We start from the raw sequence: 15501 nt of genomic DNA on the forward strand, positions 1-15501 counted from the left end.
GCAGATCGTGGCGTTGTTCGACAGCGGCGTGACGCTGCCCACCGGCGGGCGGCCCTCGGCCGCGGCGGTCTCGGCGTGGGCGACCAGCCGGTCGAGCCAGTCGCCGAACACCTGGGCGTCGGAGTTGAGCAGGACCACGGCGCGGCCCTGGCGCAGGGACAGGCCGCGGTTGACCGAGCGGACGAAGCCGAGGTTGTTTTGGTTTTCGACGAGGTGGAACAGGCCGCGGCCGGCGAGGTCTCTCAGGTCCGCGGAGAGGTCCGGGTCGGGGGAGCGGTCGTTGACGGCGAGCAGGGTGAACGGGGTGTTCTGCGGGGCGGAGAGGCAGGCGTGGATGGCGCGCAGGGTCTCGCCGCGGCCCTTGTAGACCGGCATGATCACGACGACCCGGGCCTGGGCGAGGGTGAGCGCGCGGGGCAGGCCGTCCCAGTCCCGCGGCTCGGGCGCCTCCAGGGCCGGCCAGCTGCCGAGATCCTCCGGGCAGCCCATCAGCCCGGCGGCGCGGCCGGTGCGGACGTAGTGCAGAAACGGCGACTCGCCGGGCGCAAGAAGATGCCCGTAGGTCTCCTCGTAGAACGCGATCGAGAAGGTCTTGCTGGGGTCCCGGCCCTCGTGCTGGCCATAGGCGACGAAATGGGCGAGCGGGCCGCCCGTGGCGCCGGCCACGTCGGGATTGCGCTTCGCGTAGAATGCGGCGTCGAAATACGGCTCGATCAGCCGCGCCTGCTCCGCCAGGGCGTCCGCCTCGGAGGGCGGTGGGCCGTAGCGCGGATCGAACCTCCCGGCCGCGATGTCGGTGCCGTGCAGCAGCGCGGTGGCGAGGTGGTGGACCAGGGGCGCGATGCCGGTCTCCCGCGCCCAGGGATGTGCGTCGAGATAGGCCTGCCCGTTGAAGTCGGAGCGCGGGTTGCGGCCCTGACGCCAGCCGGCGTCGCAATAGTCGCGGACGGCGTCGACATCCTCCGCCAGGCCGTAGCGCTCCCGGTAGAAGGCGTGGTCGAAATGCAGCGCCGCCAGCCCGGCCTGCAGGTCCAGGGATGCTTCCCGATTCACGGTTACCCGCCCGATCGCGCCGAGCCAGAGCGTGTTCTCCACGGGCGGACGCGTCGGGCACAGGCCGCAGACGCGCAGCAGCGCGTCGAGGGTCGAGCGCCCCGGGCCCGGATCGCGCAGCTCCCGCCAGCCGCTGGTCGCGAAGTGCAGGTAAGGCGCGGTCTCCCGCACGTCCGCGTAGGTCGCCCGGTACCAGGCCTCGTCCACCGCCGGGACGTTCAGCCGGTCCGCGCCCGAGAACGGTTTCTTGCCGGAGAGCAGCGTCTCGGCGACATACCGGAAGAACGGGTCGCCGATCACCGCCCGGCTGCCGGCGCGCGCCTGCACGAAGCCGGCCGGGTCGAAATCCGGGCGCGGGCTGCGCAGCGATCGCCAGCCGCCGGCCACGTAGGCGCGGAGTAGCTCCGCGTCGGAGGCCTCGTCCGGCTCGTCCGATCCCTGCCGGTAGTAGGCGGCGTCGAAATAGGGCGCGAGCGTCTCGGCCTGGAGCGCCAAGAACTCCTCCGGCTCGGGCCGGGCGGAGCCGCCGTGCAGGACGTAATGCACCAGCGGATTCTGGGTCGCGTAGGAGATGTTCCGGGTCAGGCAATAGGCCAGGGTGTCGAAATGCGGCGACGGCTCGCGGCCCTCGCGCCAGCCGGAGGCCATGTAATGGGCGACCGGGTCGACGCCGGCCGCCTGCAGGTCGGGGTTGTGGGCGAGGTAGAAGGCCCCGTCCACGAGGCGGCGGGCCAGGCGCTCGGCCTGTATCGTGTCGGGCTTGGGCAGGGCGCCGCCGTGGGCGCCCTGCGCCGTCACCCAGTGCAGGAACGGGTTGATGCCGGCCCGGGCGAGATAGGGTCGCGGGGCGAGGTAGTCGGCTGTGGAGAAATCCGGTCGCGGATCCCGGCCTTCGCGCCAGCCGATCGTGAGGTAGTCGCGCACCGGATCGCGGGTGATGCCGTACCAGCTCGCGTAGAAGCCGGCATCGACATAGGGCTCCAGCGCCGCGACCAGGCGCGTTTCCAGATCGTTGCCGGCCTCCGCGCCGGCCCAGCGGGCCTGCAGGGCGGCGGGCCGCCCCAGCGGGTCGCTGAGCCGGCGCCAGCCGAGGCGCAGGGCGCGGGCGGACTCGATGGCGCCGCGCGCGACCGGCCGGCCGATGCGGCGCTTGAACCGCCCGATTGTCGGGGGCAAACCGAGGCGCATCTCAGGGCTCTGCGGAGGAACGTGCGCCGCGTGCCGTCACGGGGCGCGGCATCCGTCGGCCGCCTTCGGGGTCGACGCGGTCGAGGCGCGGGTCTCGGATCGGCTCATGGTCGGCAGCGTCGGGGGCGTGCGAGGCGCGGAGGCGGGCGTCGCATTCTTCGCCCGTCGAACTAACGGAACCGGCCGAGTCCGTAAACCATGGGCCGGTCCGTCCTCGGCCTGTGCGACCCGGCAGGGCAGCTTGTCGGGGACCGGGACCCGCTATATCGAAACGCCGACCTCGCGCACCGTGCCGGATATCGGAACCGGCACGGTGCGCGAGGTCTTTAAGCTCCGCATCGTCTTTTTCCGAAAGCCGGCAGCCACCTTTCGGGACGATGCTGTATCGAGACCGGATCGACGCCATGCGCCGCCGCGCCGGCTTTCCCTTCCGGCATCCCCGCTCGACCGATCCCTTCGATGCCGACCCGCGGACCCCTCGACGCCGAACAGGCCGCCGCCCTGAAGATCGCGATTGCCGCGGTGGAGCGGGTGTGAGCCGCCGGAGCCCGGCCCGTGCCTGATCCGGAGCTCAGCCGCCTCGCGCTCGGCATCACCCTGTTCCGGCCGAGCCGGGACCAGGTGGGCCGGGTGCTGGCCCACGCCCCGTCCGGATACGCCGGGGTGATCGCCTTCGACGATGGCGGCCTGCCCGACGCGGAGGCGGCGCGCCTGGTCCGGGCCGGCGTGACCCTGCTGTCGGCGGGGCGCAATGTCGGCATCGCCGAGGCGCTCAACCGGATCGCCGCGGCGGCCCGGGCGGCGGGCGCCAACACCCTGCTGCTGCTCGACCAGGATGCCGAGCCGCCCGCTGGGCTCGCCGCGGCGCTGCTCGCCGCCCTCACCCGGCTCCGGGCGGCCGCGATCCCGGCGGCGGTCGTGGGGCCGGCCCCCGCCCCGGCCGCCGGCCATAAGGCGCCGGCCTACCCGCCCCGCCCCGGCGCGGCGGCCTGCGGCGCCCTCCTCCCAGCCTGCGGCGCCCTCGCCCCGGTGCAGTTCCTGGCGACTTCCGGCTCGCTGATCGACCTCGACGCCCTCGCCCGGATCGGGCCGTTCCGCGCGGATTTCTTCATCGACGGCGTCGAGCTGGAATGGTGCTTTCGCGCCTGGAGCCTCGGTTACGGCTGCTACCTCGCCCGCGACGTCGCGATCCCGCACCGGGTCGGGGGCGGGGTGATCCGCGGCTTCGGGATCGCGATGCCGCGCCAGCCCCTGTTCCGCATGGCGACCTACCTGCGCAACGCGGTCTATGCCTGGCGCCTGCCGCACGTGCCCCTGCGCTGGAAGCTCGCCCAGGCCGCCTACCTGCCGCTCCAGGCCGGGCTGTACTGGGCGGATTCGGGCTGGCGGCCGGCCGTGCTGCTGCGGCTGCTCGGGGCCGCCCGCGACGGCGCCCTCGGGCGGCTTGGCCCGCCCCGGGACAGGCCATGACCGACCGCCCTGCCCTCCAGCCCGCTCTGGACGTGGTGATCGTCAACTGGAATGGCGGTGCCCTGCTCCGGGCCTGCCTGGCGAGCCTCGCTTCCGTCGAGGATGCCGCCGCCGTGCAGGTCATCGTGGTCGACAACGACTCGCAGGACGGCTCGGCGGACGACCTGCCCGCCCTGCCCCGCCCGCTCCGGCTGATCCGCAACCCCGAGAATCGCGGCTTCGGCCGGGCCTGCGACCAGGGCGCCGCCGCTGGGGACGCCCCGGCGATCCTGTTCCTCAACCCGGACACGCAGGTCGCCCCGGACGCCCTGCTTGTGGCCCGGGACGCCCTGACGGCCGAGCCACGCACCGGGATCGTCGGCGCCCGGCTGGTCGACCCGGATGGCCGGACCGCGCGCTCCTGCGCCCGGGCGCCCACCGCTCTCGGCCTCCTCGGCCGCGCCCTTGCGCTGGACCGGCTCGGCCTGGTCCGGCCGCATTTTCTGCTCGAATGGGATCACGCCGACGACCGCGCCGTCGGCCAGGTGATGGGCGCGTTCCTGATGATCCGCCGGGACCTGTTCGCGGCCCTCGACGGGTTCGACCCGCGCTTCTTCGTCTACTGGGAGGATGCCGACCTCTGCACCCGCGCCCGCGCCGCCGGCTTCGTGGTGCGGCACGTGGCCGGGGCGGTCGCCCGCCATCTCGGCCAGGGCACGACCCGGCAGGTGCGGGCGCAGCGCCTGTTCTACTTCCTGCGCAGCCAGATCCTGTATGCGCACAAGCATCACGGCCGGGCCGCCGCCCTCGCCGTCACCGTGGCGAGTTTTTGCGCGCAGGTGCCGCTGCGGTTCGCCCTGGCGCTGGCCCGCCGCGCGCCGCAGGAGGCCGCGGAGGTGCTGCGCGCAGCCGGGCTCCTGGCGGCGGCGCTGCCGAGCCTGATGCGCGGGCCGGATCGCCGATCCGGTCCCGACCATCGTCGGCCGGCGCCGCGGGCGTGAGCGCGCTCAGGGCCGATCGAGGAAATCCAGCAGCGTCCGGTTGAAGGACTCCGGCTGGGTCACGCTGTGGGCGTGGCCGCCCTCGGGCGCGAGGTCGAGGCGGGCATTCGGCAGGGCGGCCGCCAGGCGCTCGGACCGCGTATAGGGCACCAGCACGTCGTCGCGGGCCGCCATCACCAGGGTCTCGTGCGCGATGGTCCCGAGCCGGTCGGCGATCGCGAAGCGTTCGAGGGCGCCGATCCGGGCCAGCACGGTCTCCGCCCCGGGAAAATGCGCCAGGGCGTGCGCCTCGTCGGCCGCGACCCGCTCGGCCTGGGCCGAGAGCCAGGGGGCGGGATACAGGAAGATCGCCTGCGCCCGCACGAAGGCTTCCGGTCCACCCCCCGCCAGGATCGCCCGGCGGGCCGAAAAGCAGCGGCGCGTCGCTGGGTCCATCGCGTCCCAGCCGTTGATCACCACGATGCGCCCGACCCGCCCGGGGGCGGCGAGCGCCATCTGCAGGGCGATCAGGCCGCCCAGCGCGTGGCCGACCACGTCGGCCCGGTCGATCCCGGCGGCGTCCAGCACGGCGAGCGCGTCCCGGGCCATGGCCGGGATGTCGTGATCCGGCGCGAGCCGGTCGGGCGAGCGCCCGGTGCCGCGATGGTCGTAGGTGACGACCCGGAATGTTTCCGTCAGGACCGCCATCTGGGGCGCGAAGTAGCCGGCCGAGCCGCCGAGCCCCGGTGAGAGGAGCACCGGCCGCCTCGCCGGCGGGCCCGCTACCGCGTGGTGGAGCGGGGCTGTCCCGGGCGTCATCGGCCGATATGGGCCACGGAGGCGATCTCCACGCGGGCCTCGGGCTTCACCAGGCCGCACTGGATGCAGTAGCGCGCCGGCTTCTCGCCGGGAAAATATTCGGCGTAGACCGCGTTGATCGCCGGGTAATCGGCCCAGTCCGTCAGGAAGACGTGGTTGAAGGTCACGTCGTCCATCGTGCCGCCCGCGGCCTCGACCACGCCCTTGATCGTCTCCAGCACATGCCGGGCCTGGGCGCCGGCGTCGCCGACATGGACGACGTTGGCGTCGGCATCGAGCGGCAGCGTGCCCGAGACGTAGAGCACGCCATCGGCCAGGGTGCCGGGCACGTAGGGGGCGAGGGGCTTGCCCGTACCCGGCGGGATGACGACCTGCTTCGGCATTTTTTGGGACTTTCGCGGTGCGGGTGCGGGGACGGCGGATGGTCTATTCGGCGGCTGCGCGGGCCTCTGCGGCCAGCGCCGCCTCGAACGACGAAACGTCCGAGACCCAGCCGAAGAAGGTCTCGATATTGGCGAGCGCCCCCTCGTGCAGGCTCCGCGGCCCGGCCTGGTGGGTGGCGTCCGCCAGGACGATCCCGAAATACTCCCGGTGGTAGCCGTCCCGCAGGGTCGACTCGACGCAGACATTGGTGGCGATGCCGGTGAAGACCAGCGTGTTCACCCCCCTTGCCCGCAGCATGCTGTCGAGCGGCGTGTTGTAGAAGCCGCTGTAGCGCGGCTTGCCCAGCACGATGTCGCCGGGCTCCGGCTTCAGGGCGTCGACCAGGGCGTAGTCCCAGGAGCCCTTGGCGAGCAGGCGCTCGTTCATCTCCGGCCGCCGCCGCATGGTCTTGAGGGCGTTGGACTTGTGCCAGTTCGGCGAGCCCGGGCCGCCGGCCTCGACGTAATCCGGGTCCCAGCCGTTCTGGAACCACAGGACCCGGATGCCCGCCGCCCGTGCGGCGGCCACCGCCCGGACGATCCGGGCGATCACCGGGCCGGTTTCCGACACGTCGAAGCCCGCCAGGTCGAGATAGCCGCCGGGGCTCGCATAGGCGTTCTGCATGTCGACGACGATCAGCGCCGTCGCGGCCGGGTCGAAGGCGATCGGCTCCGGGCGGGCCGGCAGGATCACGCCGCCGTGGCGCCCCTGGGCGTCGTGGAATCCGGCTGGCCTATCCATCACGCGACCTCGGCGAGCGGCGTCGGCACCACGTGCCGGCGGGATCGCATCAGCGGCTGGATCCGGGTCCCGAAGGCGTCGAGCCCCTTCAGGAAGTCGTCGAACACCAGCAGCACGCCCTCCACCCCGTCGATCGTCGTGATCGCGTCGAGCATCGCGGCCACCTGGGCGTAGCTGCCGACCAGGGTCCCCATGTTGAGGTTCACCGCCGAAGCCGGGTCGGCGAGCTGGCGGACGTTGGTGTCGCCGCCGGACTTGGTGTCGGCCGCGCCCTGGAGGCCGAGCCAGGCGATCGCCTCGGCATCGGCGCCGGCCTTGTAATGCGCCCAGGTCGCCATCGCGGCTTCGTCGGTCTCGTCGGCGATGATCATGAACAGCGCGTAGGCGGTCACGTGCCGCCCGGTCCTGGCGCTGGCCTCGGCCAGCCGCTCCACCACGGGCGCGAACGCGGTCGGCGTGTTGAGGCCTTTCCCCAGGCAGAAATTGTAGTCCGCATACTGCGCCGTGAAAGCCATGCCGGCGCCGCTCTGGCCGGCGCAGATGAGCTTCATCGGCGCCTGCGGCCGGGGGCTGAGGCGGCAATCGTTCATCTGGAAGAACGTGCCCTTGAGGTCGCTGCGACCAGTCTCCCACAGATCGCGCAGAACCTGAGCATATTCCGCTAGATAGTCGTATCGCTTGGAGAAATACTCCTCGCCGGGCCACAGGCCCATCTGGTCGTATTCCGGCTTCTGCCAGCCGGTGACGAGGTTCAGTCCGAACCGGCCGTCCGAGATCGAATCGATGGTCGCGGCCATGCGGGCGGTGATCGCCGGCGGCATGCACAGGGTCGCCGCGGTGGCGAACAGCTTGATCCGGGTGGTGACCGCGGCGAGGCCGGCCATCAGGGTGAACGATTCGAGGTTGTGGTCCCAGAACTCGGTCTTGCCGCCGAAGCCGCGCAGCTTGATCATCGACAGGGCGAAGTCGAAGCCATAACCCTCGGCCTTGAGGGTGATCTGCTTGTTGAGGTCGAAACTCGGCCGGTATTGCGGGGCGTTCTCCGACAACAGCCAGCCGTTATTGCCGATCGGGATGAACACCCCGACGCTCATGGGGGCGACGTCCTCGGCCGGGACCGTCCCGGGACGGGTCTCCGCGTTCGCCTGGCTCTGCACCATCGCCTGCTGCTCCGCGCGACCGAGCTCCGCAGGGCCCGCGTCGATGCGCGGAGGCTCGCAAAACCCGGGCGGAGAATCAAACCCGCGCCCCGGTCCGGGGCTGGAAATGCCTCTCATTTCAGCGGCTTGCACAGCCGACGCGCGGCACATGCACATCTTGCACGCGCAGTGCTTGCCGACCGCTCGCGTCCGTCTAGATGGTCAGTCGGCTCAGGTGTCTCGTGGGAGGCGCCCGATCGGAGTGACCGTCGATGCGCGCGTGGCTCACCCTCCTGCTGATCCTCGGTCTCGCGGAGCCGGCCCTGGCCGATGACGGTGCCCGGGCGGCGGCCCAGGCGGTGATCACCCGGCAGGTCGAGGCGCTCGGGCGCGACGACGCGCCGACCGCCTACGCCCAGGCGGCCCCGGCGATCCAAGAGCTGTTCCCGAATGCCGACCTGTTCATCGGCATGGTCCGCAACCAGTACCGCCCGGTCTACCGCCACCGCAGCTTCGTGTTCGGCGAGGGCCGGGAGACCGGGGAGGCGGGCGTGATGCAGTCGGTGGCGATCCAGGACGAGTACGGCGTCGACTGGACCGCCGAGTACAGCCTCGCCCGGGACGCGGACGGGGCCTGGCGCATCACCGGCTGCCGCCTGATCAAGGCGCCGGGCACGAGCGCCTGAGGGGCGCCCGCTTTCCGGCCCAGCCCTACGCGGCGGCGAGGATTTTGGTCTTCCGGATCGCGCCGTCGAGCGCGATGTGGAGCTCGTGCTCTGCGCCGTCCTTCGCCCCCCGCAGCTCGAAATGCTTGGGCTTCCGCGCAGGCGTGCCGGCGACCGTGTAGCCCGCGGCTTCCGCGGCCCGGATCGCCAGGGCAGGATCGGCCGGCGGATGATCGGGGCCGTCCTTCTTGGACCCATCCTTCCTGGGCTCGTGTTTCTCGGGCCAGTCGATCGTGTGGGTCGAGCCGTCCGCCAGGGTGAGGCGGGTGACCTTGATCTCGGAGGGCTTCTGCGTGCCCTGCAGCGAGACCCGGTCGCCCACCGCCAGGGCGATCCCCGCGGCGCCCTTCGGGCCGAGATCCGCCAGGATCCGCCCCCCTGCCCCGTCGAGGGCGAAGCGGTGCCCGAACACGGCCCAGACGGTGCCGGCGGCGGCGCGCAAATCGGATTTCGTATCGGTCATGTCGATGATCCTGTCGTGGGTGCCGGCGGACGGCGGGGTCGTTTCCGAGCCCCGCCGCCGTGGCAAAGAACTATCGGGCGTCGGTGGGCCGCAGCGTCCCGAGCTTGTCGAGGAGCTGCAGGGTGATGTCGGCGCAGGCCTTCATCGAGTCCTCGTCGGCGCATTTCACGTCGATCCGGGCATCACCGCGCTCCAGCCTGAAATGCGCGCCCTTCGGCGGCGGAGGCGGCGGCGGCGGACCGTCGGGGCCCGGGCCGCGCTGGGGACCGCCGGGCGGCGGCGGGGGCGCTCCGTCCGGACCGGGACCGCGCCGGGGGCCGCCCGGGGGGGGCGGCGGGGCGCCGGCCTCGGGGCCCGGCCGTGGGCCTCCGGGGGGCGGGGTCTGGGCGATGGCGGCGGTGCCGAGCAGCAGCGCGGCGGCGCCGGCCAGGGCGAGGGGTCGCACGGCGCGGGTTCGAATCATGTCGGCTCTCTTTCCGAAGGCACCCCGCGGGCGGGGTCGGGCCGCCCCCGCGGCGCCGGCCGGTCGGGCCGGGGTTCCTCGGGGGGTGATCCGGTTCTAGGGGAGGCGCCGGAACCGGTCCTGAACCGGCCCGTTCAGGCCCGGTTAAACCTCGAGAACCCGCTCCGACGCTCCGGCGCGCCCCAAGATTTTCGACAGGTCCGCCCGCATCGTGTAGAGGGGGCGCCTTCCTCCCGGAGGCCCCTGTGCTCCACGTCTCGACCCGCGGCGAGGCCGCGCCGCTCTCGTTCTCGGATGCGCTGCTCGCAGGCCTCGCCCGCGACGGCGGGCTCTACGTGCCCCAGACCTGGCCGCAGCTCGGCCGGTCGGAGATCGCCGGGCTGGCCGGCAAGCCCTACGCGGAGGCCGCCAAGCGCGTGCTGCGCCCGCTGATGGATGGCGAGATCGAAGGCCCCGATCTCGACCGGATGATCGACGAGTCCTACGCCACCTTCCGGCACCCGGCGGTCTGCCCGCTGGCCCAGCTCGACGACAACCTGTTCCTGCTGGAACTCTTCCACGGGCCGACGCTGGCCTTCAAGGACGTGGCGATGCAGCTGCTCGGGCGGCTGATGGACCATGTCCTCGTCAAGCGCGACACCCGCGCCACCATCGTGGGCGCGACCTCGGGCGATACCGGCTCGGCCGCCGTGGAGGCCTTCGGCGGCCTCGATCGGGTCGACATCTTCATCCTCTACCCGCACGGGCGGGTCTCCGAGGTCCAGCGGCGGCAGATGACCTCGGTGCCCGCCGCCAACGTCCATGCGCTCGCTGTGGACGGTACCTTCGACGATTGCCAGAACCTGGTCAAAGCCCTGTTCCAGCACGCCGAATTCTCCGATGCGGTGCGCCTGTCCGGGGTCAACTCGATCAACTGGGCCCGGGTCGCCGCGCAGGCGGTGTACTATTTCACCAGCGCGGTGGCGCTGGGCGCCCCCCACCGGCCGGTCTCCTTCGCGGTGCCCACCGGCAATTTCGGCGACGTGCTCGCCGGCTGGGTCGCCAAGCGGATGGGGCTGCCGATCGAGCGGCTGATGATCGGCACCAACGCCAACGACATCCTGGTGCGCACCCTGGAGCACGGCGCCTACGAGTTGCGCGGCGTCGTGCCCACCACTTCGCCCTCCATGGACATCCAGATTTCTTCGAATTTCGAGCGGCTGCTGTTCGAGGCGCTCGGCCGCGACGCCTCGGCGCTGTCGCGGCTGATGGCCGGGCTGAAGCAGTCCGGCGGTTTTTCCTTGAGCCCGGAGGTCCTGGACACAATCCGCTCCGAGTTCGACGCCGTCGCGGTGCCGGAGAGCGACGTGATGGAAGAGATCGCCCTGACCCAGGCGGCCACCGGGGTGGTGCTCGATCCCCACAGCGCCATCGGCGTGCGCGCTGCCCGCCGGCTCCTGGAGCGGGATCCCGCAACCCCTGTCGTCGCCCTCGCCACGGCGCACCCCGCGAAGTTCCCGGACGCGGTCGCCAAGGCCACCGGTGGCCTGCGCCCGCCCCTGCCGCCGCACCTCGCCGACCTCATGGACCGGCCCGAGCGCATGACCCCGGTGGCCAACGACCAGGCCGCGGTGGAGCGGCTGATCCGCGAGCGCGCCCGCATCACGAAGGGTGGCTGAGCCCGCGATGAACCAGCATTTCACCACGCACGCCGCCTCCCCGTCCCTGCGCACCACGCGCCTCGCGAACGGCGTCACGGTGGTCACCGAGCCGATGCCCGGGGTCGCGACCGCGAGCCTCGGCGTCTGGGTCGGGGCCGGCTCGCGCAACGAGCGCGCCGACGAGGCCGGGCTGTCCCACCTCATCGAGCACATGGCGTTCAAGGGCACCCGCACGCGCTCGGCCCAAAAGATCGCCGAGGCAATCGAGAATGTCGGCGGCGAGATCAACGCCGCCACCTCCACGGAGGGGACGAGCTACACCGCCCGGGTGCTCGGCGAGGATGCCGGCCTCGCCCTCGACGTGATCGGCGACATCCTCACCGATTCGGTGTTCGACGCCGGCGAGCTCGCCCGGGAGAAGGGCGTGATCCTGCAGGAATACGCCGCCGTCGAGGACACCCCCGACGACGTGGTCTACGACGCCTTCACGGAAGCGGCCTTCCCGGACCAGCCGGTCGGCCGGCCGATCCTCGGGCGGCCCGAGACGATCCGGAGCTTCGACGAGGCCGGGATCCGCGCCTACCTCGCCCGGGAATACACCCCGGACCGCATCGTCGTGGCCGGGGCCGGCGCGGTGACCCACGAGGCGATCGTCGAAGCCGCCGCGCGCCATTTCGGCGCCCTGCCGGCCACGGTGGCGCCGGAGGCGGTGCCGGGGCTCTACGGCGGCGGCGAGCGGCGGATGCCGCGCAAGCTCGAACAGGCCAACGTCGTGATCGGCCTGCCCGGCCTGTCGTTCCGGGACGACCGCTACTACGCGCTGCACATGTTCGCCCAGGTGCTCGGCGGCGGCCTGACCTCCCGGCTGTGGCAGGAGGTGCGCGAGACCCGCGGCCTCGCCTACGAGATCCAGGCCTTCCACTGGCCCTTCTCCGATTGCGGCCTGTTCGGCATCGGCGCCGGGACCGCGGGGGCGGACCTGCCCGAGCTCGTCGACGTGACGCTGGCGGCCACGGCGCGGGCCGCCCGGGACCTCGCCGAGCCCGAGATCGCCCGGGCCAAGGCGCAGCTGAAGGTGTCCCTGCTCTCGGCGCTGGAGACCCCGGGCGGCCGCATCGAGCGCAACGCCCGCCAGATCCTGGCCTGGGGCCGGGTGATCCCGGCGGGTGAGGTGATCGACAAGGTCGACGCCGTCACGGTCGCGGATGTGCGGGCGGCCGCGGCCGCGATGCTCAAGGGCGCGCCGACGCTGGCGGCGATCGGCCCGATCCGCAAGCTGCCCGCCCTCGACAAGATCGCCGCCGCGCTCAGGGCGGCCTGAAATCCACCGCCTCCGCGGACAAGCGACCCCGGCCGGGCCCCTCCCCGCCGCACCCAACTTGATTTGGCCGCAAAGGGGCGCGATCCGCGGAGTCCGGATCCGGCCCGGGGCGGTTGCCCCGGGGTCGGGGCCTTCCTATCGATCGCGGCCGCCCGGGCGGCCGATGCCGAAGCTCGCACGGCCGGAACTCAAGACACCCTTGCGCATCCTCGCCCTCCTCCTGACCCTGGTCGGTGGCCTCGTCGGTGCCTTGTCGCTGGCCGTCTCGGCGAGCGCCCCGGCCCTGGCCGTCGAGGCGGTGCGCGTCACCCTCGACGCGCCGGTGATCGACCTGACCACCGCGATCGAGCGCTACCGCTCGGACGGCGACCTGATCCAGATCTCGACGGCGCCCGGCAAGGACGGCATCGTCCGCCGCATCGTCGTGAAGGCGCGCGACGCCGGCGCCCGGCCCGACTGGATCGTGTTCGCGCTCACCAACGACACCGACGAGCAGATCGACCGCATCCTGGTGGCGCCGCATTTCCGGCTGGTGGATTCCGGGGTGATCTGGCCGGATCTCGGCGGCTCGCGGATCGCCGCCATCACGGCGAGCCAGGGCATCCGCCCGGAGCGCGATGAGAACCCGGAGGCCGACCAGTTCACCATCACGCTGGATCCCGGCACGACGATCACCTACGTCGCCGAGCTGCGCGGCCCCAACGTCCCGCAGCTGCACCTGTGGGATCAGGACGCCTATCGCCGCAAGACCGCCGGTCTGACCCTGTACAAGGGCATCATCATCGGCATCAGCGGCTTGCTCGCCCTGTTCCTGACCATCGTGTTCGTGGTCAAGGGCGCGATCATCTTCCCGGCCGCCGCGGCTTTGGCCTGGTCGGTGCTCGCCTATGCCTGCATCGATTTCGGCTTCCTCCAGCGGGTGTTCCCCGTCACCGAGCTCGCCGAGCGGGTCTACCGGGCCTCCGCCGAGGCGGTGCTCGGGGCGACGCTCCTGGTGTTCCTGTTCGCCTACCTGAACCTCGCCCGCTGGCACGTGCGCTACAGCCACGTGGCGTTCTTCTGGCTGGCCTTCCTGGCGGGCCTCGTCGGGCTCGCGGTGTTCGACCCGCCGGTGGCGGCGGGGGTGGCGCGCATCTCCATCGCGGCCGTGGCCGGGATCGGCCTCCTGCTGATCGTCTACCTCGCCGCCCATAACGGCTACGACCGCGCCATCCTGCTGGTGCCGACCTGGCTGCTGCTGGTGGTCTGGGTGACGGCCGCGGGCTTCGCGGTCACCGGCCAGATCGGCAGCGACCTGGTGCAGCCGGCGCTCATCGGCGGCCTCGTGCTGATCGTGATGCTGATCGGCTTCACGGTGCTCCAGCACGCCTTCGCGGGCGGCGGCCTCAGCCACGCCCTGGTCTCGGACACCGAGCGGCGGGCGCTGGCGCTCACCGGCGCGGGCGACGTGGTGTTCGACTGGGACGTGCCCGCCGACCGGGTCTTCGCCGGCCCCGAGATCGAGGCCCAGCTCGGCCTGCCCCGCGGCACCCTGGAGGGCCCGGCCACGAACTGGCTCGGCACGCTCCACCCGTTCGACGTGGAGCGCTACTCGGCCGCCCTCGACACGGTGATCGAGGAGCGGCGCGGGCGCATCGTCCACGATTTCCGCCTGCGCTCGGCCGCCGGCACCTATTTCTGGTACCGGCTGAAGGCGCGGCCCGTGATCGGCGCCGACGGCGAGGTGATCCGCGTGGTCGGCACCATCGCGGACGTCACCGAGATCAAGACCGCCGAGGAGCGCCTGCTCCACGACGCCGTCCACGACAGCCTGACCGGCCTGCCCAACCGCGAGCTGTTCGGCGACCGCCTCGACGCGGCGCTTGCCTTCGCCGGCCAGGACCAGCGGCTCAAGCCGACCGTGATCGTGCTGGATGTCGACCGGTTCAAGGGCATCAACGACGCCATCGGGTTGTCGGCGGGCGATTCGATCCTGCTGACCCTGTCCCGCCGGCTCGGCCGCCTGCTGCGCCCGCAGGACAGCCTGGCCCGGATCTCCAGCGACGAGTTCGCCGTGATCCTGCTGTCCGAGCGCGACCCCGACCGGATCCTGGCCTTCGCCGAGATGATCCGGCGCGCCATCGCCACGCCGATCACCTATGCCGACCGGGAGATCTTCCTCACCGTCTCGATCGGGCTGGCCCTCTACGAGGCGGGCGCCAACCTGAAGCGGGACGAGGTGTTCAAGAGCGCCGAGATCGCGATGATCCAGGCCAAGCGCAACGGCGGCGACCGCATCGAGGTGTTCCGCGCCCATATGCGCACCGACCGCTCCGACCGGCTGATGCTGGAGAGCGACCTGCGCAAGGCGATCGAGCGCAACGAGCTGAAGGTGCTGTTCCTGCCGGTGGTCCGCCTCGAGGACCGCACGGTGGCGGGGTTCGAGACCGTCCTGCGCTGGGACCATCCGAAGCTCGGCCGCATCCCGGCCGCGACCTTCATGCCGCTCGCCGAGGAGAGCGGCTTCGTGGTCAATCTCGGCATCTTCGCCCTGGAGCGCACCGCCCTGGAGCTCGCCGCCTGGCAGCGCTCCCTGGAGGTCGAGCCGCCGATCTTCGCGGCCTGCAACCTGTCCTCCCGCCAGCTTCTGCGCCACGACCTGCTGCACGACGTGAAGACCGTGCTGGCCCGCTCCGGGGCGCTCCCCGGCTCGCTCAAGCTGGAATTCAGCGAGAGCCTGGTGATGGAGAACCCGGAATACGCCGCCCAGATGCTGGCCCGCATCCACGACCTCGGGGCCGGCCTGTGCCTGTCGGATTTCGGCACCGGCTACTCGGCCCTGTCCTACCTCCAGCGCTTCCCGTTCGACACGATCAAGCTCGACGCGACCTTCGTGCGCCAGATCGGCACCGGCCAGACCGCGATCCTGCGCTCGATCGTCCGGATGGCGAGCGAATTGAACCTCGCCATCGTGGCCGAGGGCTGCGAATCGGAGGCCGATGCCCAGGCGCTGGCCGGCCTCGGCTGCGAATACGCGCTGGGCCCCGCCTTCGGCGAGCCGATGACCCTGCTCCAGGCCCGCCAGATCGTCGGGGCGGCGCCGGAAGCCGCCTAAGCT

Annotated in this window: 13 protein-coding genes; 6 read left to right on the forward strand and 7 right to left on the reverse strand. The window is 72.2% G+C overall.

What is annotated here, in order from left to right; all coding sequences use genetic code 11:
- Positions 1–2241 (reverse strand): glycosyltransferase family 2 protein (locus MKL11_RS29450; RefSeq protein WP_243950247.1); only part of this gene is annotated, 2241 nt, incomplete at its 3' end.
- A gap of 555 nt (positions 2242–2796) precedes the next feature.
- On the opposite strand from MKL11_RS29450, the gene MKL11_RS29455 reads away from it, so the two are divergent.
- Positions 2797–3711, forward strand: coding sequence for a glycosyltransferase family 2 protein (locus MKL11_RS29455; protein ID WP_243950249.1), 915 nt, complete (start codon positions 2797–2799; stop codon positions 3709–3711).
- Positions 3708–4691: a glycosyltransferase family 2 protein gene (locus MKL11_RS29460; RefSeq protein WP_243950251.1), complete on the forward strand. Its 984-nt coding sequence runs from the start codon at positions 3708–3710 to the stop codon at positions 4689–4691. The genes MKL11_RS29455 and MKL11_RS29460 overlap by 4 nt, the downstream gene beginning before the upstream one ends.
- A 6-nt stretch (positions 4692–4697) precedes the next feature.
- Here MKL11_RS29460 and rutD read toward each other — a convergent pair whose 3' ends face one another.
- From rutD to rutA, 4 genes are read right to left on the reverse strand one after another with little or no spacing between them, the layout of a single operon-like run.
- Positions 4698–5489: a pyrimidine utilization protein D gene (gene rutD, locus MKL11_RS29465; protein WP_243950253.1), complete on the reverse strand. Its 792-nt coding sequence runs from the start codon at positions 5487–5489 to the stop codon at positions 4698–4700.
- Positions 5486–5872 carry a pyrimidine utilization protein C gene (gene rutC / locus MKL11_RS29470; RefSeq protein WP_243950255.1) on the reverse strand — a complete coding sequence of 129 codons (387 nt, stop codon included), beginning with the start codon at positions 5870–5872 and terminating at the stop codon, positions 5486–5488. The genes rutD and rutC overlap by 4 nt, the downstream gene beginning before the upstream one ends.
- A 43-nt stretch (positions 5873–5915) precedes the next feature.
- On the reverse strand, positions 5916–6653 hold the full coding sequence (rutB, locus tag MKL11_RS29475) for a pyrimidine utilization protein B (RefSeq protein WP_243950257.1): 738 nt from the start codon (positions 6651–6653) through the stop codon (positions 5916–5918).
- Positions 6653–7747 (reverse strand): pyrimidine utilization protein A, encoded by a 1095-nt coding sequence (rutA, locus tag MKL11_RS29480; protein WP_243950340.1) that lies wholly within the window; start codon positions 7745–7747, stop codon positions 6653–6655. The genes rutB and rutA overlap by 1 nt, the downstream gene beginning before the upstream one ends.
- Positions 7748–8064: 317 nt before the next feature.
- On the opposite strand from rutA, the gene MKL11_RS29485 reads away from it, so the two are divergent.
- Positions 8065–8478, forward strand: a complete 414-nt coding sequence (locus MKL11_RS29485; RefSeq protein WP_243950259.1) for a DUF4864 domain-containing protein — start codon at positions 8065–8067, stop codon at positions 8476–8478.
- A gap of 25 nt (positions 8479–8503) precedes the next feature.
- On the opposite strand, the gene MKL11_RS29490 is transcribed toward MKL11_RS29485, so the two are convergent.
- Together MKL11_RS29490 and MKL11_RS29495 are read right to left on the reverse strand one after the other, a co-directional pair.
- Positions 8504–8980 carry a hypothetical protein gene (locus MKL11_RS29490; RefSeq protein ID WP_243950261.1) on the reverse strand — a complete coding sequence of 159 codons (477 nt, stop codon included), beginning with the start codon at positions 8978–8980 and terminating at the stop codon, positions 8504–8506.
- 70 nt (positions 8981–9050) lie between these two features.
- Positions 9051–9443 (reverse strand): hypothetical protein, encoded by a 393-nt coding sequence (locus tag MKL11_RS29495; RefSeq protein ID WP_243950264.1) that lies wholly within the window; start codon positions 9441–9443, stop codon positions 9051–9053.
- Positions 9444–9688: 245 nt separating this feature from the next.
- Here MKL11_RS29495 and thrC point away from each other — a divergent pair, with 245 nt between their 5' ends.
- The 3 genes from thrC to MKL11_RS29510 all read left to right on the forward strand — a co-directional run bounded on the left by thrC (position 9689) and on the right by MKL11_RS29510 (position 15498).
- Positions 9689–11101, forward strand: coding sequence for a threonine synthase (gene thrC, locus MKL11_RS29500; RefSeq protein ID WP_243950267.1), 1413 nt, complete (start codon positions 9689–9691; stop codon positions 11099–11101).
- Between the two features lie 7 nt (positions 11102–11108).
- On the forward strand, positions 11109–12404 hold the full coding sequence (locus MKL11_RS29505) for a M16 family metallopeptidase (protein ID WP_243950269.1): 1296 nt from the start codon (positions 11109–11111) through the stop codon (positions 12402–12404).
- 163 nt (positions 12405–12567) lie between these two features.
- Complete coding sequence (locus tag MKL11_RS29510) at positions 12568–15498, forward strand: sensor domain-containing phosphodiesterase (protein ID WP_243950272.1); 2931 nt, start codon at positions 12568–12570, stop codon at positions 15496–15498.
- Positions 15499–15501: the final 3 nt, after the last annotated feature.

The sequence above is a fragment of the Methylobacterium sp. J-077 genome, from assembly GCF_022829365.1.
Lineage (GTDB): Bacteria > Pseudomonadota > Alphaproteobacteria > Rhizobiales > Beijerinckiaceae > Methylobacterium.

Bases quoted from the DNA above. Each gene is read 5' to 3' on its own strand.
- rutD (WP_243950253.1), bottom strand. From the start codon at position 5,489: ATGACGCCCGGGACAGCCCCGCTCCACCACGCGGTAGCGGGCCCGCCG.
- rutC (WP_243950255.1), bottom strand. From the start codon at position 5,872: ATGCCGAAGCAGGTCGTCATCCCGCCGGGTACGGGCAAGCCCCTCGCC.
- rutB (WP_243950257.1), bottom strand. From the start codon at position 6,653: ATGGATAGGCCAGCCGGATTCCACGACGCCCAGGGGCGCCACGGCGGC.
- MKL11_RS29460 (WP_243950251.1), top strand. From the start codon at position 3,708: ATGACCGACCGCCCTGCCCTCCAGCCCGCTCTGGACGTGGTGATCGTC.
- MKL11_RS29485 (WP_243950259.1), top strand. From the start codon at position 8,065: ATGCGCGCGTGGCTCACCCTCCTGCTGATCCTCGGTCTCGCGGAGCCG.
- MKL11_RS29495 (WP_243950264.1), bottom strand. From the start codon at position 9,443: ATGATTCGAACCCGCGCCGTGCGACCCCTCGCCCTGGCCGGCGCCGCC.
- MKL11_RS29490 (WP_243950261.1), bottom strand. From the start codon at position 8,980: ATGACCGATACGAAATCCGATTTGCGCGCCGCCGCCGGCACCGTCTGG.
- rutA (WP_243950340.1), bottom strand. From the start codon at position 7,747: ATGAGCGTCGGGGTGTTCATCCCGATCGGCAATAACGGCTGGCTGTTG.
- MKL11_RS29505 (WP_243950269.1), top strand. From the start codon at position 11,109: ATGAACCAGCATTTCACCACGCACGCCGCCTCCCCGTCCCTGCGCACC.
- MKL11_RS29510 (WP_243950272.1), top strand. From the start codon at position 12,568: ATGCCGAAGCTCGCACGGCCGGAACTCAAGACACCCTTGCGCATCCTC.